Origin of the sequence: Sphingobacterium sp. 1.A.5, assembly GCF_002734235.1 — a bacterium.
In the GTDB taxonomy this organism is placed as follows: Bacteria; Bacteroidota; Bacteroidia; order Sphingobacteriales; family Sphingobacteriaceae; genus Sphingobacterium; species Sphingobacterium daejeonense.
On record NZ_PEBA01000010.1, the window covers coordinates 1 to 25,019 of the forward strand.

Here is a 25,019-nt window from a genome sequence, read left to right on the forward strand (position 1 = left end):
GTTCATGTTGCCAGTAGTGCTGCGGAGTCCATTAGAAATGTCACGAACCGAATCTGCCGAAGAGAGATGGCAGAATAGCATGCTCACAAAATGCGTCCAACTGTTGATGCCCTTGTGATGTTTGTCAGATTGATGTTCGTGAACCAATTTTTTGAAAATGTTCCGATCTACGAGTCCCAAAATCTGAGAGAATACGTTTATATTTACCATGGCGATGGATCAATTTTGGCGAATTAAATATAGCATTCCCTGCTGTATAAATCCACCGCCATTTTTTCCCTCGTTTAGGACGCTACTGGCACAAAAACTATTAAACCAAAGTAAAGATAATAATCAAAACATTTTTTATTTTTTGAAACAATATTATTTTGTTTTGAATAATTTATTTTATCTATATTTAAATAAAAATTTTAATGTTTAATAATATCTAATCATTAATCCTATTTAGTAAAATGAAAAAGTACCTTGCAGTATTTTTATTGAGCGTTCTAGTTTCTTGTCAGAAAATTGAACCTAATCCAATTGCAGTTGAGAACAGCAATATCCCAGTACAAGAGTCAACAAGTGATATTGTTTCTCCTGAAGAAGCTAAAAAAGCGGCCTTATGGCTTGTAAATGGAACTTTCGACAATGGTAGCCGGAGTGGAGAAACTTATAAGACGACAAATCCTTAGATATGTCCGACAATCCTGGAAATGACCCAATTCATAATCAAAGAATTGGTATAAGGAACAAGAGAATGCAAGAAATACGGGATAGAATGAATAGTGAATCACAAGTGATGCCCCTATCTGCTGCAGGGAATTCAATACCTCAATCACTTTTAAACCAATTTAAAGAGATAGCCATAAAGAATGATTGTCCCGAGGAATACGCCATAATACAGATCGTTAAGAGAAAAAGAAATAATCCCAGAGGTCATTTGATGAAAACGGATTGGCATCAGGGAAATATGAGTATCATACGGACATTGTGCGCTATAACAAACATGAAAATGAATCCATTTTATATCAATGTATTTTACAATACGCTAAAAAAATGAATCTATTTAGGCGACAAATATTTGTTGGTTCAATCCTACTAATTTCAATCATGTGTAATAGGTGTTACAAACCTGACATCATTCCATTTATTAGGTATGAGCTTTTGATAGAAATAAAAGATCCTGCAGGTAAAAATATTTTGAATAATATAGATAAAGACCAAATACAAGAGTCATTTAAAATCTCTGGACAAAATAACATCCCCTTAAGGGGGTGTTATTTCTATATTTCAGAAATAGAGAATTTGAAACTGTTAAAAATCAGATGCTTTACTGATCATAATATTAAATTAGGAGAAATAAACTATGTTTTTGATGGGCAAAAGTTGCTCGGTACCGCAAAGTCCAATATAATAAAATCCATCTGGCGTTATGAGAAAAACAATATGCATCTTAAAGACCTCTATTTTAATGATAAGCAAATAGAACATATAAAGGTATCTGAGGTTCTGACATATTATTCTATTAAAATCACAGAATAATTAACCTTTCAGAGTTAAATCCACCGATTTTAGGAAAAATTAAAACAATAAGAAAATGAATCAATCAAAAACAAGAAAAATATTCAATATTGCAATTGGACAGTATTGGACATCTCGAGTATATACAAAGGAGCTATCTAAGAAAAAAATCTATTAACTGCTTTAGGATAAAAAATAAAAACAGGTGTGCTGCATAGAAAGAATAGAAAACTTTCCCGGCTTTCTTGCCCTGTTGGCCATTATACAGCGCTATTGGAATTAGCCCCAATATCCCAAATGCCTGTATAGTCATCTTCCCCATCCCTATGGAATTGAATATGGCGAGGGATGAATTTCTCAAAGCTTTGAATTCTCTCAATATCTAAAAAACAATTATCTGTAGGACACCAAAGATTCCATAGTCCATATTCAGAAAATTAGAGATGAACATAATGGATGCGACTGAAAAGATCTTACCGATTAAATTGGACTGTGATTCGATGACCATAAGGCAGATGAGTCCGGCACACAGGGTGAAGAAGACATTTGAACCGGAGGAGCTGAACAAGGATCCATCGACTGACAGATCTTAATGCATATATATAAATTTTTTTTCAAAAAACCTTAATTATTTGTAGTATAATTATTTTAATAGTTAATATTGATCCAGAAGATAATCATGACATTTTCGATTGTATTAAAAATGATTTTTTAAATAAAAAAAGGATATTTAAAAAAATTACAATACATCCTTTGTATTTAATTGTTCTATAAACATGAAACGACCAAAAATCTTCTCAAAAATGTCCAAATATCAATATTGGGCATTTATCTGGTTTTTTGTGGTACCCATGACGATTTACTTAATAGGTGCATTGATTATTTTAATAGTCAGGATAATAGATAGTTATTAATATCAAAATCTCTTTTCACCTTACTCCCAAATAGATTTCACTTCATAAACTTCTAGGTCCAGAATTTCGATATTATTACCCCAAAAATGCAAACCCTCTTTATTATTAGGATCTGGAGTTCTGCCTAAATAACTCGTATAAATTCCATGATTAAAAAAGACTTCAATAGAAGTTCTGTCAATATAAATATCTGCAGTAAGTTCCATACTTGTTGGATCTTCGGGAGAAAAAAACATGCCATTCAACATATTGGAATTCATATCATAACTTATCATTCTCTGACCATACAGATTGAAACCGGCATCAGTTGCATGAGATAATTTTATTCTGGTTTTAATCCTAAGTTTATCATGGGAGTTATATTTTTTCAATAAGTCATTCGCTTTTCCAGAACTCAGATTTTTCCATGAATCAACTTTTCTGAATAGCTTTTCAGTTTCTTTAATTGGCTCACTAAATAAACGAGGGCCATCCTTTGTCGTCTTAAGACTGAGAACTGTAGGTAGCATCATCATCCCATTGAACGGCATATCACCTTGAGGAATTCTTCCCCAACCTATTTGAATTCTTCTGCCATCGGAATCAGGAATATTACTATAGGTCTGAGCTGCGTATAAATGACCTGAATTATAGAAATATTTGCCATTTTCTGGAGTAAACACCTTTCCATCAAATGAACCAATCATATAAGTGCCCGTTGCACCATACATCACCCATTTCTTATTGGTAGGATCACCATCCACCGACAGTTCAAAAAGTTCAGGGCATTCCCAAAAACCAGAAACATGACTTTCATAATTCCAATCCTTTAGATTTGTGGAGGTATAGATCGAGTGTCCATCTCGCTCATTTAATACCATGACCCAATGCTTCGAAGGCTCATACCATATCACCTTGGGATCACGAGTGTCTTGGCTATTCCATTTTTCCTTAGAATCGATAAGAGGATTTTTGTCATATTTTGTCCAAGTCCTACCTTTGTCAAGACTATAAGCCATACACTGAACCTGCCGATCAGAACTTGCAGCAGTATAAAATGCAATCATAGCAGGTTCTTTACCCTTATTGTAGCCGGCAGAATTGTTGTAATCCATGATAGCGGAGCCAGAAAACATAGTCCCTAACTTATCCGGATACAATGCCGTTGGCAACTCTTCCCAATGAATCAGATCTTTGCTGACAGCATGGCCCCAATGCATGTTTTCCCATTCTCGTTCCATTGGATTATGCTGATAAAATAAGTGATATTCTCCATCATAATAAATGAGCCCATTGGGATCATTGATCCAACCTCGTTTAGTAGAAAAATGAAACTGTGGACGATTTTCTTCCTTATAAAGACTCTCATGCCCTTGGATTTCATCAGATTGATATATTCTGTTTAGAGCCGTAGCATCACCATCAAAATTTATCTTTAATTTTTTCCCTTTTAAATGACTTACATCATAGAAAACCCAATAATCTTCTTTTGAATCTGCTAACCGAACCACAACAGACCATGGTTCAGCACCGTCAGCAATAAATTGCATTTTTTTCCGGTCCTCTTGTTGAGAAATGGGAAAATTCAAATATTTCTTATTAATCGTTAGAGTGATTTCTGCTGAAAACAAACTTAAATAGGCCAATAAAATCGGAAATAATAATATGTATCTTTTCATAACTCAAGGAGGTTAGGTCCTATTAAGTTAATGAAAAGTAATTAAAGATATGACGAGTTTGTTTTTAACCCTCGTTTTTTAATTGATTTACATCCTTATCAATTTCTTCTAAGATATTAGATGGCAAATTATTAAATGACCTGATTTTATTAGTTTTAATAGAAGTAAGTTTGGAATTTAAAAAACTTACTTTAGTAAGAACAAACATCCCACGAATATTTTCCATGTAATAAAGATCCTCTTTAAGAACTCCCTCAATTTCTTCCAAGTCCTTACTCTCAGGATCTCCATATTCTGATAAAAAATCATATTTATCAATCCCCAAAACATCAATTTTAGCAAATTTACTCAGTCGTTCGGACACGGATGTTTCCAAAGTTCGAACACCGCAAGACTGAAATAACGAAACAATAAGAATCAGAAATAGTAATCTCTTCATAATAAAAGGTTAAATAGACTGAAAGAATTCTCAATCTACTTAATTGACTAGGAAGTTGGATTTTGGTTTAACTCGTTATTTTAAATTGCCTTCTTAATCTGGATAAATCAAGTATTTCTCGCGCATTCTTTTATATTTTTCAAGACCCGGCTTCCATGATGCACGAATTTTTTCTTCAGACCACCCCTCTTGGATTTGCTTTTTGAATTCAGGAGTACCAGCAAGAAAATCTATGTTACCAATTTGCTCATGCAAACTTCTGTCAAAGAATTTCTTTTTATCAGGATAAGCTGCATAAAGTTCTTTCATCCATGATAAATTGATTTGCTTGGATTGTACTAACTTTTCCAAATCATAATTGATCAAATCAATTCCATAACAAACTTGACCCTTGTATAAAGGATTTTCACTCATACCCGGTATAGATCTCGGCGTGTAAGAGAATTTGTATTTTCCCTTCAACATTGGACCTCCTATTCTGGTAAAAGGAAAATCAGTACCTCTTCCATGATTTAAGGATACTCCTTCAAAAAGACATGTAGAAGGATACAATAATATACTCTCTGGAGTATTCAAGTTGGGTGACGGATTTACAGGCAATTTATACAATAGATCATGCGAATAATTGGCATTTTTAACGATTGAAATTTTACATTTCAAATTATCCTCCATCCAACCTTCACCATTGGCCATTTGCGCAAATTCAGCCACTGTTAAACCGTGCACAGCAGGTATCGGAAATTGACCAATACCCGACTTATAGTTCATGTCTAAAATGGGACCATCAATAAAATAGGCGTTTGGATTGGGCCTATCTAAAATCAAAAGCTCCTTCCCATATCTCGCACATGACTCCATCACATCTCTGAGTGTATTAATATTGGTGTAAAATCTACATCCAACATCTTGAATATCAAAGATCATTATATCAATGTCTTTTAGATCTTCTTGAGTAGGTTTCTTTTTCTTACCATACAATGAAACTATTTCAACACCTGTTTTAGCGTCTTTTTCATCGCCAACCTCCGTACCGTTACTAGCATTTCCTCGAAATCCGTGCTCTGGACCAAATACCTTAACCACATTGATCCCTCTATTCAGTAAACTATCAAGCAAATGAGTATCTCCAATAATACTAGTTTGATTTGCAACTAAACCTACTTTCTTCCCTTTCAGTCTGTCAATATATTTCTCTGTTTGCTCTGCTCCTGTCTTGATAATATCATTAGAATATTTGATTTGTGCATGAGGGCTTGGAATGAAGAAAAAAAATAGAAGGGTAAAGAGAAGTAACGTTTTCATATCGAAGATTTAATGATTTTATTAAAGTTAAAATTTATAAACGACATTTTATTATTAGATAATATTGGTCACTGATTTATCTCCTTGAAAATCCATAAAGTAAATACTATTTTTGCAGCTCATTTTAATTCGAGCAAATCGTGATCAACGTTAATAACATTTCAGTTTCTTTTGGGGGAACAACGCTATTCTCAGATGTAACATTTTCAATCAATGAAAATGATAAAATAGCCTTGATGGGCAAGAATGGTGCTGGTAAGTCTACTTTATTAAAAATCATCGCAGGAGTTGGAAAACCAACAACTGGTAATGTATCTGGACCAAAAGATGCTGTTATTGCATATCTACCGCAACATCTATTAACAAAGGACAATATGACTGTCTTCGAGGAAACTTCTAAAGCATTTGAAGAAGTTTATAAGATGCGCGACGAATTAGAAGAATTAAATGAACAATTAAACGTTCGCACTGACTACGAAACCGACGATTATATGAAGTTAATCGAGCGAGTTTCGGAGCTGAGCGAAAAATTCTACTCTATAGAAGAAACAAATTACGATGCTGAAGTTGAGAAAGTATTAAAAGGACTAGGTTTTGAACGTTCTGATTTCAATCGTCAAACTTCAGAATTCTCAGGAGGTTGGAGAATGCGTATTGAATTAGCCAAAATCCTTCTTAAAAAACCTGACCTAATCCTCCTAGATGAGCCTACAAACCATATGGACATCGAAAGTATTGAATGGTTAGAAGATTTCTTGATCAACCAAGCAAAAGCTGTGATCGTTATTTCCCACGACCGTGCATTCGTTGACAATATTACAAATCGCACAATTGAAGTCACAATGGGTAAGATTTATGACTATAAAGCTAAATACAGTCATTATCTAGAACTTAGAAAAGAACGCCGACAACATCAATTAAAAGCTTACGAAGAGCAACAAAGATTTATAGCAGATAATCAAGAATTCATTGATCGTTTCAAAGGAACTTACTCAAAAACACTTCAGGTTCAGTCCAGAGTAAAGATGCTTGAAAAGCTAGAAATTATCGAAATCGATGAGGTTGATAATTCAGCTTTGAAGTTGAAATTCCCTCCTTCCCCAAGATCAGGTACTTACCCTGTAATTGTAGAAGACTTTACAAAATCATATGGCGACCATTTGGTATTTTCAAAAGCTAATATGGTTATTGAAAGAGGCCAAAAAGTCGCATTTGTAGGTAAAAATGGTGAAGGTAAATCTACCATGATCAAAGCCATAATGGGAGAAATTGACTTCGAAGGAACGCTAAAAGTAGGTCACAACGCTAAAATCGGATATTTTGCACAAAACCAAGCAGCCCTATTGGACGAGGAGTTGACAGTTTTTGAAACCATAGACCAAATTGCAGTAGGTGATGTTAGGGTAAAAATCAAAGATCTTTTGGGAGCATTTATGTTCAGTGGCGATGACACGACCAAAAAAGTAAAAGTTCTATCCGGTGGTGAGAAAACTCGCTTGGCAATGATCAAATTATTGCTCGAACCAGTTAATGTCCTGATCCTGGATGAGCCAACCAACCACCTTGACATGAAAACTAAGGATATTATCAAGGATGCCCTTCAAGATTTTGATGGTACTTTAATCCTAGTTTCTCACGACAGGGATTTCCTAGATGGGCTGGCAACAAAAGTTTTCGAATTCGGAAACAAACGTGTAAGAGAACACTTCGAAGATATCAAAGGATTCTTGGAATACAAAAAAATGAACAGCCTGAAAGAAATTGAAAAGTAGAGTGCCGCCATGGTTGGTGTCTTCACCAACCATCAATAGATAACTCATCTTCAAATAATCAAGTCCGGGCATAGACTTTTTGCCGCCATGGTTGGTGTCCACACCAACCATCAATAGATGTCTCACCCCTCAAGCTCTTAACATACTTTTATTCTTCTGCCTACATTATCCGTAGCGGAAGAATGGATAAAATGCCGTGGCTATTGCGCGCTGGACTTGTCAATTGCCATGGTTGGTGTCCCCACCAACCATTAAAGACGAGGGTACGGCATTTACATCAAAGGAATGGTGCTGATATTGAATATGTCAATCCAACCCCAGAAGGGTGCAACTATTATAGGTATTTTGTCCATGTGCGCTGGCCCCGTGCGACAAGCCACCTTAAATTAGCAAGCGTTTTTGGTTACTCTTGCGCCTCATAAATAACGTCATGGTTGGTGAGGACACCAACCATGGCATGGTGGAGACACCAACCATGGCGAGCCGGAGACACCAATCATGCCTTTCCGTCTACACTAACCATGACATTTTCAAAACAATTCCTTAAAACGTTTCCCTCCTAAACTTGTTATACAAATACAATTAATTCAATCAAACACATAATTTATGGCAAATCAAGTTAAGGGTGAAAAAGACCCAAATATCTTAGTTGAAATCAGAGAGTTTTTAGATGGATTAAATAACAGTGGTGGCGAACCTATGGAAACTATGGAGCCAAAGGATGCCAGAAAAGTTCTTGAAGATGCTCAAAAGTCGGTTGATGTAGACACCTCAGATATTGTAGAATCAGAAAAAGAAATTACTCAAGACGGTGAAACGGTCAAAATAATAATCGTCAGACCTGATTCAGTATCCATCGATAAGGTAATTCCTGCTTTTATTTTTATTCATGGTGGTGGATGGGTATTGGGAGATTATCCAACTCATAAAAGACTGATTCGTGATTTAGTAGTCCATAGCGGAGCTGCGGCTATCTATGTAGATTATACCCGTTCTCCTGAAGCTCAGTATCCGACAGCAATTAATCAAATCTATGCTGCAACAAAATGGGTTTCAGAAAATGGAGACCAAATTGCCGTGGATGGTAAAAACTTAGCAGTTGCAGGAAATTCTGTTGGCGGTAATATGACCGCAGTAACCTGCCTGATGGCAAAAGATAAAAAAGGACCCGAAATAAAATTCCAATTGTTGATGTGGCCAGTAACAGACGCTGACTTCACACGTGAATCATTCCAAAAATATGCAGAAGGAAGATTCTTGACTACAGGAATGATGAAATGGATGTGGGATCTTTATCTGCCTGACAAAGCTAAACGCAAAGAAAAATATGCATCACCTTTTCAAGCTTCCATTGATGAGTTGAAAGGTTTACCTCCTGCCCTAGTCCAATTGGCAGAAAATGACATTCTTTTTGACGAAGGTCTAGCCTATGCAAGGAAATTGGATGAAGCCGGAGTTCCTACAACCATCCAAACATATAATGGATTTATACACGACTTTGGACTATTGAATCCTTTAGATCATATTCCTGCAGTAAAAGAATCTGTAAAACATGCAGCATTTGCTCTGAAAGAAGCGTTAAGTAAATAGCTGACAATTAAAAAAGCACTGTGCAAACAGTGCTTTTTTAATTAAATATTTTCAGATACCAATTCATTCTGTCCATGAAGTTTTTGTTGTGCAATCAAATGATGCAATACTTCCGTGGACAAACCGTGCAAAGTCAATCGAAATCCAGCACCATATGTAGGTAATGGAATCATGGGATGCTTATTATTTAAGGCAATCAATTTCTCCGGACATTTCATAATCGTTGCTGCATAGACACCGATGACCTCATCCAGCTGCAAGGAATTGGAAGCACGCCAAAAGTCATTGTCAGTAAGAAAAAATTGATAAACCGGTGTAAAAACCTCTATTGCAGAAGAAAGATCCATAACATTGGACCACCTGTTCGGAAATTCTTCAAATGGAATTGGAGCAGCTGAAACAGCCGAGAAATTAGGGTCAGAAACTGGTTCTATTATTAATCCTTTATCCTGAATTGCTGTATTCAAATTGATAATAAAGTTATAGAGATTCAAATCATGCTCCAAAAATAAATTATCCTTTACAGCATCCAGACTCAAAGGTTTTAATGGATTCATCGGAATATCTTCTGCTCCTTTGACATTATCCTTTATAAATCTTAATACTTCAGAACCCAAATAAAAATGTCTTAAAATCAAGAAATTAGCTTCTGGGGATACCCAATATTTCATTCCCCAATATAAAAATCGATGTAAGGTTTTTGGGGCATTGATCAAATTCGGAGCTATAGCCTTAAAAATCTGAAGCAAAATAATGGTCAACCTCCCAAAAACCCGTAAAAATGGCAATAAAAATTGCTTACTTTTCCGATTGGAGTCAAATAAAAATGCTGCTTTTGCATCTTTATTAAAGGGAACACTATTATCTAGAAACAAGGCATGCCAATGGCTCGGATCTCTAGGATTATTCTTTTTGTTCTCAAAATACTCACTTGTATGTAGCATAATTCAAATCTTAATAGTTACCGATTTCAGCCAATTGCATTTGGTACAATTTAGCAACGACTTTTGCAGTTTTTGAAACTCGCTTCGCCATTTCCTCAGTTAAGAGTTCAGAGTTTAATGCTTTCTCAAACCTCTCAAAGTGATTATCATTGGAATCTGAAGTTTCATGATAGATGAAAAAGGAAACCTGGTCATCCTTTAAATCCAGCTCATGTTGGATTGCTCTACCCCATTTGCCAGCCAAACGATTGCCCAAACCCTCAATAATAAACATACCACCCAATAAATCAAATGGATTCGGTTGACTTGCTTTATGGAACATATAAGCACTCAATGCTTCTGAACCAATATTCTTCTCTCCTGAATAAAGATCTTCCTTTTTCCCACCACAATTAATGTAGTTCTTTTCTAGGATTTGATAGTCTTTATGCTCATCCCTGGAATGCGAAATAAAAGATGAGCGAATATCAAAATAATCCATACTCACATTTGATGCTGCCCTGGCAATCCACTGGGAACCATCAATAACTTGCTGCCTTAAATTTAATAAAAGCAATTTATAGTCCTCTAAGCTTATCGTAACATTATAAATCCGATCAATGATCGGCGTATTTCGCAGAGACAGCTCAAAATCTACCCATATCTGTGTTAGATCCCTAACCAATTTCTCCTGTATAGGTTTATTGTCAATATGGATTTCTGGAGCTAATATTTCATCATCTTTAGAAATCAATGGTTGTTTTTCTTCTTTCGTATCTCCTACTACCTTCAATTTCATAAAGGTGGTTATAAATCTGCCGCTCTCTGGAACCATACAGATAATTTCTTGATTTGGCTTCAGTCGACCACTATATAATAGTTCCTCCAACATAATATAGATGGATGCAGAACCTGTATTGCCCTTCTCATGAAGGTTTGTAAACCACTTCTCTTCTGCTATCTCCAACCCTCCTTTTTTCAAAAGCTCAACGATTGGCTGCTTAAAATATTCTGATGAATAATGGCAAACAAGCCAATCCATTTTTTTGGGATCAATCTCGCCTTTATCTATAAGTTCAAAAAGATGTTGAACCCCAAGGTTTATTGTATTATTAACTAACTTAATATCTTGTTTCAAATTAATTGCTGATTCCGCATCAGCATCTGAAAAGTTTGCATAATCCAACCAATATTTATCGATTGTACCATCTCTCTTTTTATTGGCACCTGCATACATACAAACTCCAAAACTATTGGCATAAGATTTCACATCGATCCATTCTATTTCCAAACTCAATCCAGAAGAATTAGGTTTGTTGGACAGGTACATCGCTCCAGCACCATCGGAAAGCATCCATCGCAGAAAGTCAGTATCCAATGGAAGTCCTTTCTCTTGGATATTATCCTGTTTATCAAATCTTGACGACTTAAACATTCTGCTTGGCATATCAGATGCACAAGAAATAGCCTTTTCATTTTCACCGGTTAGGACATGTAAATATGCACTTTTTAATGCCATAATTCCTGAAGCACATACACTCTGGTGAGAAACAATATTGCAGACTGGCAATTTTGACTCCGCATGTACCATACTCGCAAATCCTGGAACAGGCAGATCGCCTTGCGTCGTTCCTGCTGTAAGCAATTCAATCTCAGACACGTTCACCTTCCCTTTTGTAAGACAGTCTTGGATGGCCTTGTTAGCCATCCCAGAAACTGAATCGGTCGATTGCTGATCCTTATCCAAGGCATAAAACCTAGTAATAATACCATTCTGCTTCAACATCCGCTCCCTAGTTCGGGATAGTTTCCCTCCAATCAAACCCAGATATTCCTCCATCTCATCGTTATGAACTGGAGAATTAGGCAAATGCTTCCCGATAGAATTTATATAAACTTTATGATATTCCTTTTTCATTTATTTCTTGTTTTCTGAAACTTCGGTTTTAAATAATTTGTCAAAAATGGTCAGCATGAACCCAAAATTTCCCGAACTCCATTTGTGGTGCATACTATGTCTAAACGTATATTTTCGGAAATTGCTACTCGGTAAGTCTCTCGGAACTTCATGATTACAATGTCCTAATAGATTAATGATCAAACTCATGACAGGCAAACTCAATAAAGAATAGACCTGGAACTCATGAAAGAATAAAGGAAAAAATATAACTGTACCCAATAAGAATGCTTCAAACCAATGAAAACTAAAAATTGAATATGATGTTGGTTCTTTGGACCAATGATGAACTTTATGAACATGCTTGAAAAGAAATCTCCGGTGTAGAAGCCAATGCATGCAGTAAAAGTGAAATTCATTCCAAACAAATAACAAAGGTATTTCCCATAGACAATGCAAAGGTTGGTCAAATCGGATCTTAAATACCCCTATAGAAAATAAGTACTGGAACAAAATCGCTTGAAGAGAAAATACTAATATCGAAACTAACGAATTCCGGATTTCCTTACCAGTTTGATGAGGCTTTTTAGCAAATACAATCTGACGTATACTTGCATCTTTAGACTTCATACGAATAATCAACTCAGTAATGTAAGTGCCAACAAAATATAAAAAGCTGAAAAAAATAAAGAAGAAAGCACTAGTATAGTACCATTCCGAAAGGACAAAATTGAATGTAGTTTCCAGCAAATCGCCCATTAATATTAGTCTATTTTTTAGATTTACAATCAGTCCAATTTTATAAATTTAATGGATGATGGTTTAGTATAAAAATACTATTTATAAGGAAAGATTAAAATTTTGAAGAAAGGTTTTATCAATAAATAATAATTGGTATTAAATCAGAAAACAAAAGCAATAAAAAAAGGGAAGCATTAGCTCCCCTTTTCCTGTTTTTTAGTATTTTTTATTTCTCTGGATTAGCTTTTTTAGCTAATTCAAATTCATGAGCACCAATATGACAATATCCACCTGGATTCTTATCTAAGTAGTCTTGATGGTAAGTCTCAGCGTCATAGAAGTTTTTCAATGGTTCATTTTCTACAACAACTGGCGCTTGAACTCTTAATGAAAGCTCATGCAATTTATCTTTAACCAATTCAGCAACACTATTGTCGGTATAATAAATTCCTGTGCGGTATTGCGTTCCTCTATCGTTTCCTTGCTGATTCAATAAGGTTGGGTCAATTGTTTCAAAATAAAGGTCTATTAATAGGCCTAAATCTATAACTTCGGGATCATAGATTACTTTTACGGTTTCTGTAGCACCTGTTTGACCTGTACAAACCTCCTCATACGTAGGGTTTGCTTTTGTAGCGTTGGCATAACCGACCTCGGTGCCAACCACACCACGGACAAGTTTAAAAAAATGCTCCGTACCCCAAAAACAACCGCCCGCAAAATATATCTCCTTTTCGTTTCCTGTTAAACTCATGGTCTTTTGATTTTCTGTTTGTTTTAATTCTTGTTTATCCTGATAGGAAAATCCCATCGTCATTATTATAACAACGATCATGAATATACTTCCTATAATCGCTAAATTTCTCATGTTCGATTGAATATATTAAAACAAAGGTAAGCAATAGTAGAAATATGTAGAATATGTGAAATCAGAAATGAGATATCATTGACATCAATTCCCTTTGTGAGTGCCTTCTACAATATAATGTTCCGCCAAGACCGCATATTGAGCCGCATATGTAAACATAAACATGCCCTCAACTCCTTGACCATCTTTTTCCTTACTCCACCCTTTTAATAGGTCGGTCGGCAAAAAACCTTCATGATTAAAATTCTCATAGCCATAATCCAGGTTTTTTTGAAAAGCGGACAGGTATTTCTCTGAATCTTCATTTACCAAAGCAAGATCGCGGTATCCTCGCATTAAGATGCCATTAAACCAATTCTTAAAGCCATCAGTCCCAAAACTGTAATATTGAGCAACATCTTTTCCCAAAAATGCAAACTGCTTAAAACTCGCATCACCTAAATCAGTTGCTTCTCTTAGATATTTTGCATCTTTGGTAGCCTCATAAAGATCTACCGCACCGGATATCATTGTTCCACTATTATAAGTGAATGCTTCACCCACAGCATCTGTCAATTTTGTGTTAGCGCGATATTTTTTATCATCCACTACCTCGTAGACTATTCCGCAGTCTGGTACACAGCCACCCATCATATCCGTATACACACCTTGATTGTTGAGAAGATTTTGTTTTTGCCAGGCATAAATTGCCTTTGCAAAATCAAGGTAGTAAGTTTCCTTATTTTGATGCTTTGTAAGCCTTGTTTTTTTGTCTTTTGAATCTATATAACGACGTTCTATTTTGTCATTTTTGTCTTTATAAATTTTATGCAACCAAACCAGTGAGCTAATCAGAGGGGAATTACTACAAGCATGTTTTGTGGTATATCCCGGCCCCCATGGAATTCCACCATTTTCTGCACCATTTTCATCAATCGTAACATCCCATCCATCCAGAACATAAGCAGTTAAATATTCTGCCTTCTCCAAATACGCTTTATTACCCGTAATTTTATACGAATCCAACAACTCTCGCAATAGCCACATCTGATCATCATATACATTCAAAATGCCCGTAACATTGGCCTTGCCTTTTTCATTGACACGATCTACAGCATATACTGACCATTCTTTGGTCTGGGTAAAAGAAGTCAATTCAAAAGTACCCAAATAGTAATCTGCATTGTCGTACATTTTGGCTAGAAGCTTATTATATTTATCAAAGTTGGCATCATATAATTTGGAATCACCCTGATCTTTTGCAGCCTTTAAACTTGCCAAAACCGCATTTATTGCTTCAATTCCCGCAGAATACATCCATACGCTGGCTCTCTCATCAGATTTTACCTTAGTAAAAGGGTTATAAAACCTCTTCATTTCAAAAGTTACGGGGTCAAAATAAGTCGCAATGGTCTTATCGATTAAAGCCATGGAACGAATTAAATTCTCCTCCTTAAAATTTGATTGAGTTGTAGCTGTTGAAATATTTATTAAAGGATCAGCAGCTAATTGATTTATTAGAGAGTCGCTAAAAGTTGCAAAACATATAACCCCAGCGATAGCTAGTGGTTTAAAATAGTTTTGGATGATCATAACTGTATGTTAAGGTTGATTTATGCAGGAAAATAATATTTTTGAATCTTATTTCCATTATAAGATCCAATTACCATAACAAAATTACAATCAGCAACTTGATTTAAACTAATCCAAAGTTATTCTACCGCCAATCTTGAACCCTAATTGAGTAATCCGATCATAGTATTTTCCAGATTCAAAGGGAATCAAAGAATATGATTTTAAATAAGGTTCTAAATGTACCGAGAAGATTGGTGAGATATTATAATTGGCTCCAATTCCTAAGTTAGCACCGATGCCATTTTGCTTATCTCTATAATCAACTTTCTTCGATAGATCAAAATGAAGTGTTGGACCCAAATTCACATAAAAATAATTTCCAAAATGAACCGAACCTAAGATTGGAATTTCAAGAATTGATAAGTTTTTTGTTTCAGTAAAGGTTTCGTGCTCTGGGTTAAATGCACCTTTAAAAGTAACTGATTGTGTTGAATAACCCAAACCTGACTCTATAGAGAAAATTCCCTTAATCGGAACATTGACGGAAAGATCTGCTCCAAAGAATTTCTCACTCTCAAAACTTCCCGAACCTACCAACTCTTCAAAAGGACCAATATTATTTTCGGCAAATGGACTGATAGAAAGCCCTACCCTAATTTTATTAAAATTACGCTCTTGGGCATTACCATTCAAGGTCCAAATAAATAGTATACTGAACAACAAGGAAGCAGAAAATTTGAAGTTTAAATTCATATGTTAAATAATTGCTGGTTAAATATTTTAAAAATGAACGAAAACATTTTGGAATATGCTACATTAAAAAATCTTTAATTATTTGGAGCTTATCCCTAATATAAAATAAAACCCGCCAATGTAAGTTGACGGGTTAAATTTAGCTTATTATTTTGCAATATTTACTAAGGTTTTGGCGGTCTAACATTTCCGCGGTCACCTATATTCGAACCATCACCATCATCAGAAGATTGCGTCTGAACAGTAATAGGATTAATTGGGTTTACCGGTAAAGTCGGTTCATTAGGGTTTGTCAATAATGATAAAATTAAGTACCACATTTCTCAAAAAATTAGAATGTAAAAGCCTGCTAGGTCCGCACACACCATGTGTGGGATTGCTAGTAATTTGTTTTCCAGAAGGCCTTCTGAATTTTTTGGAATTGAGGGGCATGAATTCCTCAATATTTGAAATCTCTTTTGTATCTTTCCTTGAAAGCACAAACAGTATTAACCGCTGATTTCAATACAAAGAAAAGCAACAAAACAACCTTAAAATCAACCATTTCCGCTATTTCCGTTAATTCCAATCGAATTCCGGAAATTCCGGAAATATGACGCGCAACGCCGATTTTAAGAAGAACATGAAAGATTATCGGAATTACGGGTTTCCGTAAATTCCATATATGGAGGAAGTTAATTTTATAAGAATGTCTGCATTTAATAAATTTAAAGAAGAGGTTCTAGCTACCTATTGGGGAAAACATCAAGAAAATAAATTGCACGGCAAATTGGCAAACCCTACACCTGCTAATCTGAGAGACTTTGCACTTTATCTGATCAATGATGACATGGATGCTGAGGACAAGAAAAGTTTGCGAGATTTTTTTGGATCAAAGGAGGATTTCTCTGATCTTGAAAGAGCAATCTCAGGTTTTGATATAGACAAGCTGAAACCTGTCCAATATTTTATTAACAAAAAGACGAGTCAACCCGACGAATCAATTGTCAAGTTACTTGCAGTATTTATTGACTTTCAACCAAGGCCATTTAGATTGTCAGATTGGTCCGAAAACAATAACGATTCTCAAGTTACAACCCAAAAACAATCTGTTCAAACTCTGGAAGACAGTACCCCGGTTATTGATACAAAAACCCCTGTACCAAAGAAAATCAAGTTCAATAAAAGTGCAGCGCTAACATTAGGATCCGGCGCTATCTTGGTTGCCGCACTCGGATTTTTCAATCTAAAGGAAAAAAAAGAATGTATGGTATGGTTCAAGGATAGATATATTGTAGTGAATTGCATGGACAATTCGTTAAGAAATAAACAAATCATTCCTTTAGATCAAGAAAAACTGGAAAACTTCAGAAAAATCCAAAGATTGGACACCTTGGACTTAGATGATGTCAATAAAATATGGTATTCTAAAGTAAATAATGAAGTAGAATTTTTTACTGGTCCTGGATTACACCCTGAACATTATGAAAGGGGGCTTAAATTGGCAACCAAGTATATCATTGAGAAGTATGCGATGGGAGTTATTCAAGAAGAAGAAACTGAAAACAAAAGCCCAGAATAGTCTGGGCTTTTGCAATTATTTCTTATCCAATGATGCAAAAAGCATTTTTTCAGTCTTATCTTTCAATACATCAAATTCCTGCAGTTCTTCTTTATCAAAGTTATTTGCTGATAAAGTAAGAGCAGGTTCTATAATTAGCTTTAATGAAGAGGTTGCTGGACTTTCTTCGATCATTTCTTCTTCTGTTAAGAGATCAATCTTATTTTTAATATCTTGATCACTTTCCCCAGACAAGTTCATGGTCAATGAATTCTCATTATTCCAACGTAATTTAATTTTACTTTGATTTTCGTTTTGAATAGGATTAGTTTGATCATCAAATCCATGCATTCCAATTATGCCATAAATTAGTTCATCATCCGAAACATTGCCTAAATTCATTTTTTGAGATTTAAATTTTATGGTTTTGTTTTCAGAATTAATATCAATGGTCGCCGCTGCCATTTGAAAATTTGGATTAAAATTTTTATCCGTTCGATGTTTTTCAACAAATTGGAAAGCTAAATCTTGAATTAACTGTTGCTTTTCTGCATTATTAGCGTACTGATAAATGTCCTCAGACAATTCGTTAACTTTTGAACTTAAAGGTTCTGGTCTTTTACAAGAAGTAAAAATTACAACTCCAAGTAATAATAAGATTAATGTTTTCATAATTCATAGAATTGGATGATTATACCCAAACTGAATAGTTTGGGACTTTTATAATTTTTTAATGGTCATTTTTGCTTTTTACAGGTTTACTTAATAATATTTTAGGATCAATTAGTTTTTTAGTGTATAATGTCTCTGCTTCTGTTGGATATTTGCCTTTAATATTTTCGATATAACTTTGTTTTTCTTCAAATGTGAAAGACGGAATCTTTCCAATTTTTAAAGAGATTGAACAAAGTTTTTCAATACTGAAATTTATCTCGCCATCATTTAAAATTTGAGATAGTCTTCCTTTTGAAATGCCTAAATATTTAGAGAATTCTGTTTTATTTAAGTTGTTTGCTTCCATATATCTAACCATTGCATCATACATTTGGTTATTAATTTCTTCAACCCAATAGGAAGGATCTTCGATGATTTTAATATATTTTTTTTCTACCATTGTAATCTTTGATTAGGTTTAAAACAGATTTGATATCATGTTTTTGAGAATTTTTCTTTCCACCAGTTACTATAATTCGGCCAACTTCATCTTCAAAACAATAAATCCGGACCTTATTTTTTTTAGCTTCATATACTTTACATGAAACTTCAGATTGTTTTAAAACTTTGAATTTAGTTTGAGGTAACATTAATAAATCAGCAGCTTTTTCCAAGATGTTAATAGCTCCGAATAAATCTTTAGTAAGATTACCTTCTTCATTTATTTCCTCAAAAAATTCTTCAAAGAGGCATTTTCCATTTACGTACAAATCATAAACCTTGATCTTTGTGTCTGGTTTAACAAATTGAGACAAATATACAGAATATCTCTTCATTAGTTTAGTTATAACTAAACTTGTTTAGCTTTTTCACAAAATAATTATACAACATTTAAGAAGTGATTTTTGATTAATATGATGTTATTTTTTAATACTATTTATTATCGAAGTACATTTTATTGTTTCTAAACAAAACATAAAACATCGTTTAGAAATAAAATTTAAATTATATGTTCAATAATAATAATTTACAAGAAATAATCAAAAATAAAATTAAATATCCAAAACTTTAGCTTACAGTCACTTCTGGCATTAAGTAGACATCTTGAATTGCTTGCAATAATGCTACTCCATCATGCATCGATTTCTGAAATGCTTTTCTTCCACTGATCAATCCCGTACCTCCTGCCCTTTTATTTATGACTGCAGTACGCACAGCATCTTCCATATCATTAAAACCTGATGCTCCACCAGAATTAATTAACCCAGCCCTGCCAGAATAACAGTTCAACACCTGATAGCGACAAAGATCAATCGGATGGTCAGAACTCAGTTCACTGTACATTCTATCATCTAACTTACCATAACTGCTATTCCCTAAATTCAATGCCTTATAACCACCATTTAATTCTGGAAGTTTCTGTTTGATAATATCAGCTTCAATAGTAACTCCCAAGTGGTTTGCCTGCCCTGTTAAATCTGCTGACAAATGGTAGTCTGTTTTCTCAACCTTAAAAGCATCATTTCTAAGATAGCACCATAGAATTGTTGCCATCCCCAATGAATGTGCTTCTTCGAACGCTCTGCTGATTTCTACGATTTGCCTTCCAGACTCAGGTGACCCAAAATAGATCGTAGCACCAATGGCTGCAGCTCCCATATTCCATGCTTCCCGAACTTTACCATATAAAATCTGATCTGCTTTATTAGGATATGTTAACAGCTCATTATGGTTCACTTTAACCACAAAGGGAATCTTATGGGCATACTTCCTTGAGACCGCCCCAAGCACCCCAAACGTAGAAGCAACAGCATTACAGCCGCCTTCAATAGCTAATTTCACAATATTCTCAGGATCAAAATACAATGGATTTGCAGCAAAAGATGCACCAGCACTATGCTCAATCCCTTGGTCTACAGGCAAAATGGAAAGATAACCAGTTCCTCCTAGCCTTCCATGACCAAATAGATTCCCTAAGCTTCGCAAGACCTGAGGGTTACGGTCAGAAATACCATACACATCATCTATAAACGATGGAGAAGGCAGATGTAAAAGGTCCTTTGAAACGGATTGGCTTTGGTAATGCAGCAGGTCATCACCTCCTAATAGTTCAACAAGTTGATCAATATTCATTACTATGTTTTTGAAAGTTTGCAACACTTATCATTTATTTCAACATAAGGATTTCGGAATTGTTTTGGCTAGCGCAAGTCTCCGACTTGTGTTCGACTCTACGTCCTCTCTCAAACGGAGCTAATTCGGACCTTGTTCGGACCTCGTTCGGGTGTGATCCGAACAAGGTCCGAACAAAGTCCGGCTGAGGTGCGAACGAAAGAATACCGAGATTCAAACCAAACCCCAATTAGCCATGGACATAAAAAGAAAAATGCCCTAACGGGCATTTATATGAAATAATATTGTATCTAAAAATCTAGTTGCTGGCTTTGCTCATAAATTTGTCGGTATTTAAATAGATCACATAAGGCAGATTGTCTTTGCTGTAAGCAGTAGCGTTTTTTACCATAATTTCATTGAGATCTTTGGCAGAGATCGGAACCATTCTGGTCCAGAAAAATACAACTACATCTTTATTCAATATCTTATCTTGATCTACAGGGATTTGTATGGCTTTGATTAACTGATCTAAACCGATGCTGTACTTTTCTAAATCAACAGCACTCTTGGGGATATAATGATCAAAACGACCTTCGGTATTCCAATCTAAGTGCTTTAAATTAATCCCTGGAGCAAAACAATTCGCGTGGTAAGACGTCAAATCTTTATTCTTGAAATACAATAACTGTATAGGTTGAAAGGTATTTTTCTGAAAAGTAGTATCAAATAATGCTGAGTAATTTAACATAGCCGTATTACTTATTGCATAAGAATTTTTCGGTCCTGGATAATCAGAGGATAACTCTCCTGCCATCTCTTCATATTTTAAGGAATCAAATGATTTGATATTATTCATGCCTGCCATTTTCATCATAATAGGCTGGCACGAACTAAAAAGAAATAGGATAAAAATTAGTGATAGTGGTGCTTTCATAATCCGATGGATTTACGTTAAATAAAGGTAACGCTTTATTGAAAGCACTTAACTCTGAGGAAAGATAAAAAATGTTAAAGTTGAAATTTCAGGTAGATGTTTAGGTTATCGCATTTTTTATATTATCCTTGATTTAACGTACCTTTGGCTGATATTTTAAAACAGCAAGGATGAGCGAGAACAAGATTATTCTACCGGATCAGGCATCACAAGAACAAAAGCATGTACAAGTAAGGAAAATGTTTAATTCCATCTCAGGGAATTATGACAAACTCAACAAGGTGATCACTTTTGGGATGGAAAAGGGATGGAAGAAAAATGTATATAATCTTGTCGCTTCTAAGAACCCCGATAAGATATTGGATATTGCCACTGGTACTGGAGATATGTTGCTATTATTTGCCAACACAAAAGCATCAGAAATATTAGGTACTGATATATCTGAGGGAATGCTCGCCATCGCTGAAGAAAAAGTAAAAGAGTTAGGTCTTCAAGACCGCATCAAACTGGATCAACAAGATGCAGAAAACCTGCAACTGCCTGACAATCATTTTGACGCTATCAGTATCACCTACGGAATTCGAAATTTCGAAAACTTGGATAAATGCCTGAAAGAAATCTATAGGGTAACTGCTCCGGGCGGTCAGTTTATTGTATTGGAAACTTCTGTTCCGGAGAATTTTGTTCTTAAGACGGGACATTTGTTTTACACAAAATGGATTATGCCATCCTTGAGCCGTATGTTCAGCAAAGACAAAACCGCATATAAATACCTGTCAGAATCAGCACTAAACTTCCCTTATGGCGAAGCACTCAAAAAAAGATTTGAAATGGCAGGATTTAAAGACGTAAAAATATTACCTCAGTTTTTTGGTGCATCAACGATCTATGTGGCTGTGAAGGGGTAGATTAGATTTGAGATGTGGGATGTGGGATATGAGATATGAGATGTGAGATATTTGAAAGGCCGGGAATTTTTCCTGGCCTTTTTGATAGGAAATGCTGATTTGATTTTTTTCGATTTAGAGACACCGACCATGCCGCTTTAAGGTAACAAGACAAGGCAAAAAATAGTCAAGATTTTTCAGTATAATTACATCCGGAAATAAATTAAAATTTTAGAGGCTGAACACAAAAAGCCTCCAGGTTTGTTTCTGCAAAAATCACACATTCAAACTTACATCTTAGACTAAACGTTTTTATCATGCATACCTTACTGCCATTTATTTTGGTGCTGATACTGTTGATTGTATGCCTTACTATTTGGGCAAATCAGCTGAAGATCGCCTACCCTATTTTATTGGTTTTGGCGGGATTGGCGATCAGCTTCGTTCCTGGGCTACCCATTCTGAAGATTGACCCAGACCTTATATTTTTCATTTTCTTGCCACCCTTGCTTTATGAGGCATCATGGTCCGTTTCATTTAAGGAAATGAAGAAATGGTGGCGCATCATATTCAGCTTTGCCTTCTTGGTCGTATTTTTCACGGCCTTTTTGGTAGCCATAGTTTCCAATCAGATGATTCCAGGATTTAGTATTGCCCTAGGCTTTGTTTTGGGAGGCATTGTTTCGCCGCCTGATGCTGTGAGTACAGGTGCCATCACTAAATTCGTAAAAATCCCGAAAGCTACTTCCTCGATCTTGGAAGGAGAAAGTCTGTTGAATGATGCCTCATCATTGATAATTTTCAGGTTTGCCTTGGTTGCTGTTGGCACAGGTCAATTTATCTGGCAAGAAGCTGGGATGGACTTCCTATGGATGTTATTTGGTGGTGTAGGATTAGGATTATTGATTGGGCAAATATTTATTTGGATCCATAAGCATTTACCTACAGATGCTGCATCGGATATCGCATTGACCCTTATTACTCCTTATTTTATGTATTGGGTAGCAGAACAGGTTCACTGCTCGGGTGTTCTCGCTGTAGTGGCAGGTGGCTTATATCTTTCCAACAACCGCTTGAGTTTCCTGGCAGCAAGCAGCAGAATCAAAGGTGCATCAGTCTGGGAGAGTTTTGTCTTTCTATTGAATGGGATGGTCTTCCTCCTGATAGGGCTTGACCTCCAAGAAATTGTTGCTGGTATTCGAGCACATGGCACTCCATTATCTACGGCCATTGGTTATGGTGTTGTAGTTACCATAGTTCTTATTGCAGCGAGGATGATTTCAGCCTATGCAGCGATGTTGGCAACCATTATATTCAGGCCAAAGGTTACGCATCAACATCAGTTCCGTACTAGAAGGTGGTTTACGCCTCTTTTAATGGGCTGGACCGGAATGCGAGGAGTGGTATCCTTGGCCGCTGCATTAGCTATTCCATTAACCTTACCCAACGGAGAAGCTTTCCCTCATCGAAACTTAATCCTTTTTATCACATTTATCGCTATTCTACTGACCTTGGTCGTACAGGGTCTTACTTTACCAACCTTAATAGCAAGGACAAAATTGTTCCAAGGTTTTGATGATGATGAAGAAATACATCACAATACGAAATTAAAGATGAAGTTGGGCTTGAAATCCCATGTTTATAATTACGTCAAAGAAAAGTACGACAATGAGTATCAAGGAGATGCTTCTATGGAACGAATATTAAAATATTGGGAAGATCAATCAAAAATTCAGGACAACAACTGGATGAATGGCGTAAGTAAACAAATGCTATTGGAAATATTTGCAGTTCAGCGGGTTTACTTGACAGCCCTCAACAAGGAAGCCGAATTTGATGAAGAATTAATCCGTCATCAAATCTATCAAATAGACTTAGAAGAGGAAAGAATATTATTGGTATTTGGTAAATAACAATAATCCTCTCAAAAAAAATAACAACAAAAATCTTGTTGAATCGTTTATTAGAAAACAATAAACATCGATTATGCCAACATTAGAACAAAGAATAGAAGAGTTGAACAGGCAGTTTGGTTTCAGGGAAAATCCTGAGGATTTTAATTTTGAATTGAATCCTGAAAGAATTGCGTATAAGAATGAAGCATTGAGAACCAAAAACAGAGATTTATATGCTTCTTATTTAGCAGATAATTATCCTCGACAATTAGAAAAGGAGATGGCAGATTTTGATGCAAAAGCAAATAGATTAATTCAAGTGACCAAAGATGGAGCAGAACAACTTTTCGCTGATCAAAAAATCAATTTATTGAAGAGTGACATCAGTTTCAAAGATCCGGATGCGATATTTCAGATGAAAAAAGTAAATGAAGAAGACTTAAACTGGCATTTGGAAGGACATGAAACCGATTTATTAAATGGAAACTCAAGGCCATATGAAGCTCTGGATGGGAAAAGCAATATTTGGTTACTGAAAGATTAGATTCTTCAGTATGTAAGCAAAAATTATTTTAAAACATATCTTAAAAGGCGGTTTAACCCGCCTTTTTTGTTTCATAATTACCACCCTGTTACAAAATTTAAAGTCTTAAAATTTTTTTTTCAATTAACCATTATCAATCAAAATCTCATTTATTTGGTTAATTCTCCACATACTTCACGAAATTTTTAAATTAATATTTTTTCTAATTAATATATGTTAAAACAACATTTACAATGTTTTGAGGAAAATTGTTTTTATTTTTGTAAAAATCAGCTATTTATTTAAGCAAACACAAATCTATTTTCTTGAAAAACAATTTAATATGAACAAAAAGAAAAAAATTAAAAAAACTTATGTTGCTCCGACCTTAAAAATTTTTACCGTTGAATTAGAAAATATGATTTCAATAAGTTCATATACCGTGAGGTCTGGGGGACCAGGTAATGAACCTAGAATAGAAGAATGGGATACAAAAACAGATAATAAATTCAAAAATTTCGATCTCTAAGATTAGATTTCTAACACAAAATCATTTA

The 25,019-nt window shown here is 35.2% G+C and carries 26 protein-coding genes and 1 pseudogene; 10 read left to right on the forward strand and 17 right to left on the reverse strand.

Translation table 11 applies throughout. From position 1 onward, the window contains the following. Window positions 1-210, reverse strand: a 210-nt coding sequence (locus CRT24_RS06300; RefSeq protein ID WP_144034517.1) for a DUF4372 domain-containing protein, incomplete at its 3' end; no start/stop codon positions are given. Between the two features lie 242 nt (window positions 211-452). Between CRT24_RS06300 and CRT24_RS06305 the strand changes: the two genes are divergently transcribed. Next, window positions 453-674: a hypothetical protein gene (locus CRT24_RS06305; RefSeq protein ID WP_099370392.1), complete on the forward strand. Its 222-nt coding sequence runs from the start codon at window positions 453-455 to the stop codon at window positions 672-674. Window positions 675-936: 262 nt separating this feature from the next. Beyond that, window positions 937-1,524 (forward strand): hypothetical protein, encoded by a 588-nt coding sequence (locus CRT24_RS06315; RefSeq protein WP_144034518.1) that lies wholly within the window; start codon window positions 937-939, stop codon window positions 1,522-1,524. 133 nt (window positions 1,525-1,657) lie between these two features. On the opposite strand, the pseudogene CRT24_RS21400 reads toward CRT24_RS06315, so the two are convergent. Next, window positions 1,658-2,020, reverse strand: a pseudogene (locus CRT24_RS21400) (TraX family protein). Here CRT24_RS21400 and CRT24_RS21210 point away from each other — a divergent pair. After that, entirely contained in the window at window positions 1,956-2,096 is a 141-nt protein-coding gene (locus CRT24_RS21210; RefSeq protein ID WP_257213981.1) for a hypothetical protein, read from the forward strand. The pseudogene CRT24_RS21400 and the gene CRT24_RS21210 overlap by 65 nt on opposite strands. Before the next feature lie 341 nt (window positions 2,097-2,437). Here CRT24_RS21210 and CRT24_RS06330 read toward each other — a convergent pair whose 3' ends face one another. The 3 genes from CRT24_RS06330 to CRT24_RS06340 all read right to left on the reverse strand — a co-directional run bounded on the left by CRT24_RS06330 (window position 2,438) and on the right by CRT24_RS06340 (window position 5,816). Next, complete coding sequence (locus CRT24_RS06330) at window positions 2,438-4,075, reverse strand: DUF4980 domain-containing protein (protein ID WP_099370397.1); 1,638 nt, start codon at window positions 4,073-4,075, stop codon at window positions 2,438-2,440. Between the two features lie 64 nt (window positions 4,076-4,139). Continuing rightward, window positions 4,140-4,514, reverse strand: a complete 375-nt coding sequence (locus CRT24_RS06335; RefSeq protein WP_099370398.1) for a hypothetical protein — start codon at window positions 4,512-4,514, stop codon at window positions 4,140-4,142. Between the two features lie 93 nt (window positions 4,515-4,607). Then, window positions 4,608-5,816 (reverse strand): exo-beta-N-acetylmuramidase NamZ domain-containing protein, encoded by a 1,209-nt coding sequence (locus CRT24_RS06340; protein ID WP_099370399.1) that lies wholly within the window; start codon window positions 5,814-5,816, stop codon window positions 4,608-4,610. A gap of 140 nt (window positions 5,817-5,956) precedes the next feature. Here CRT24_RS06340 and CRT24_RS06345 point away from each other — a divergent pair, with 140 nt between their 5' ends. Beyond that, window positions 5,957-7,588 (forward strand): ABC-F family ATP-binding cassette domain-containing protein, encoded by a 1,632-nt coding sequence (locus CRT24_RS06345; protein WP_099370400.1) that lies wholly within the window; start codon window positions 5,957-5,959, stop codon window positions 7,586-7,588. Window positions 7,589-8,194: 606 nt separating this feature from the next. Further along, the gene (locus CRT24_RS06350; RefSeq protein WP_099370401.1) at window positions 8,195-9,178 is read left to right on the forward strand and encodes an alpha/beta hydrolase; all 984 of its coding nucleotides are present in this window, start codon (window positions 8,195-8,197) and stop codon (window positions 9,176-9,178) included. A 41-nt stretch (window positions 9,179-9,219) separates the two neighbouring features. Here the strand turns inward: CRT24_RS06350 and CRT24_RS06355 are convergent, their stop codons facing one another. The 7 genes from CRT24_RS06355 to CRT24_RS20835 all read right to left on the reverse strand — a co-directional run bounded on the left by CRT24_RS06355 (window position 9,220) and on the right by CRT24_RS20835 (window position 16,234). Beyond that, on the reverse strand, window positions 9,220-10,122 hold the full coding sequence (locus CRT24_RS06355; protein WP_099370402.1) for a hypothetical protein: 903 nt from the start codon (window positions 10,120-10,122) through the stop codon (window positions 9,220-9,222). 10 nt (window positions 10,123-10,132) lie between these two features. After that, entirely contained in the window at window positions 10,133-12,019 is a 1,887-nt protein-coding gene (locus CRT24_RS06360; protein ID WP_099370403.1) for a beta-ketoacyl-ACP synthase III, read from the reverse strand. Continuing rightward, window positions 12,020-12,757 (reverse strand): sterol desaturase family protein, encoded by a 738-nt coding sequence (locus CRT24_RS06365; protein WP_099370404.1) that lies wholly within the window; start codon window positions 12,755-12,757, stop codon window positions 12,020-12,022. Window positions 12,758-12,965: 208 nt separating this feature from the next. After that, window positions 12,966-13,607 (reverse strand): peptide-methionine (S)-S-oxide reductase MsrA, encoded by a 642-nt coding sequence (gene msrA / locus CRT24_RS06370; RefSeq protein WP_099370405.1) that lies wholly within the window; start codon window positions 13,605-13,607, stop codon window positions 12,966-12,968. Between the two features lie 84 nt (window positions 13,608-13,691). Continuing rightward, window positions 13,692-15,179, reverse strand: a complete 1,488-nt coding sequence (locus CRT24_RS06375) for a glycoside hydrolase family 76 protein (protein ID WP_099370406.1) — start codon at window positions 15,177-15,179, stop codon at window positions 13,692-13,694. A gap of 108 nt (window positions 15,180-15,287) precedes the next feature. Beyond that, window positions 15,288-15,914 carry an outer membrane beta-barrel protein gene (locus tag CRT24_RS06380; RefSeq protein WP_099370407.1) on the reverse strand — a complete coding sequence of 209 codons (627 nt, stop codon included), beginning with the start codon at window positions 15,912-15,914 and terminating at the stop codon, window positions 15,288-15,290. Window positions 15,915-16,078: 164 nt separating this feature from the next. Further along, the gene (locus tag CRT24_RS20835; RefSeq protein WP_171017566.1) at window positions 16,079-16,234 is read right to left on the reverse strand and encodes a hypothetical protein; all 156 of its coding nucleotides are present in this window, start codon (window positions 16,232-16,234) and stop codon (window positions 16,079-16,081) included. Window positions 16,235-16,602: 368 nt separating this feature from the next. Between CRT24_RS20835 and CRT24_RS06385 the strand changes: the two genes are divergently transcribed. Beyond that, complete coding sequence (locus tag CRT24_RS06385) at window positions 16,603-17,475, forward strand: hypothetical protein (protein ID WP_099370408.1); 873 nt, start codon at window positions 16,603-16,605, stop codon at window positions 17,473-17,475. A 15-nt stretch (window positions 17,476-17,490) separates the two neighbouring features. Here the strand turns inward: CRT24_RS06385 and CRT24_RS06390 are convergent, their stop codons facing one another. The 5 genes from CRT24_RS06390 to CRT24_RS06410 form a co-directional block, all read right to left on the reverse strand. After that, window positions 17,491-18,126 (reverse strand): hypothetical protein, encoded by a 636-nt coding sequence (locus CRT24_RS06390; protein WP_099370409.1) that lies wholly within the window; start codon window positions 18,124-18,126, stop codon window positions 17,491-17,493. A 58-nt stretch (window positions 18,127-18,184) separates the two neighbouring features. Further along, window positions 18,185-18,568 (reverse strand): helix-turn-helix transcriptional regulator, encoded by a 384-nt coding sequence (locus tag CRT24_RS06395; RefSeq protein ID WP_099370410.1) that lies wholly within the window; start codon window positions 18,566-18,568, stop codon window positions 18,185-18,187. Continuing rightward, entirely contained in the window at window positions 18,546-18,944 is a 399-nt protein-coding gene (locus CRT24_RS06400) for a hypothetical protein (RefSeq protein WP_099370411.1), read from the reverse strand. The genes CRT24_RS06395 and CRT24_RS06400 overlap by 23 nt, the downstream gene beginning before the upstream one ends. 232 nt (window positions 18,945-19,176) lie before the next feature. Next, the gene (locus tag CRT24_RS06405) at window positions 19,177-20,241 is read right to left on the reverse strand and encodes a class I fructose-bisphosphate aldolase (RefSeq protein ID WP_099370412.1); all 1,065 of its coding nucleotides are present in this window, start codon (window positions 20,239-20,241) and stop codon (window positions 19,177-19,179) included. A gap of 298 nt (window positions 20,242-20,539) precedes the next feature. Further along, the gene (locus CRT24_RS06410; protein ID WP_144034520.1) at window positions 20,540-21,079 is read right to left on the reverse strand and encodes a hypothetical protein; all 540 of its coding nucleotides are present in this window, start codon (window positions 21,077-21,079) and stop codon (window positions 20,540-20,542) included. 248 nt (window positions 21,080-21,327) lie between these two features. Here CRT24_RS06410 and ubiE point away from each other — a divergent pair, with 248 nt between their 5' ends. From ubiE to CRT24_RS06430, 4 genes are all read left to right on the forward strand, one after another. After that, on the forward strand, window positions 21,328-22,065 hold the full coding sequence (ubiE, locus tag CRT24_RS06415) for a bifunctional demethylmenaquinone methyltransferase/2-methoxy-6-polyprenyl-1,4-benzoquinol methylase UbiE (RefSeq protein ID WP_099370414.1): 738 nt from the start codon (window positions 21,328-21,330) through the stop codon (window positions 22,063-22,065). 296 nt (window positions 22,066-22,361) lie between these two features. Continuing rightward, on the forward strand, window positions 22,362-23,957 hold the full coding sequence (locus tag CRT24_RS06420) for a Na+/H+ antiporter (RefSeq protein WP_099370415.1): 1,596 nt from the start codon (window positions 22,362-22,364) through the stop codon (window positions 23,955-23,957). Between the two features lie 73 nt (window positions 23,958-24,030). Further along, a complete protein-coding gene (locus CRT24_RS06425; protein ID WP_099370416.1) occupies window positions 24,031-24,483 on the forward strand; it encodes a hypothetical protein in 453 nt (150 codons plus the stop codon). A gap of 322 nt (window positions 24,484-24,805) precedes the next feature. Continuing rightward, window positions 24,806-24,991, forward strand: coding sequence for a hypothetical protein (locus CRT24_RS06430; protein ID WP_144034521.1), 186 nt, complete (start codon window positions 24,806-24,808; stop codon window positions 24,989-24,991). Window positions 24,992-25,019: the final 28 nt, after the last annotated feature.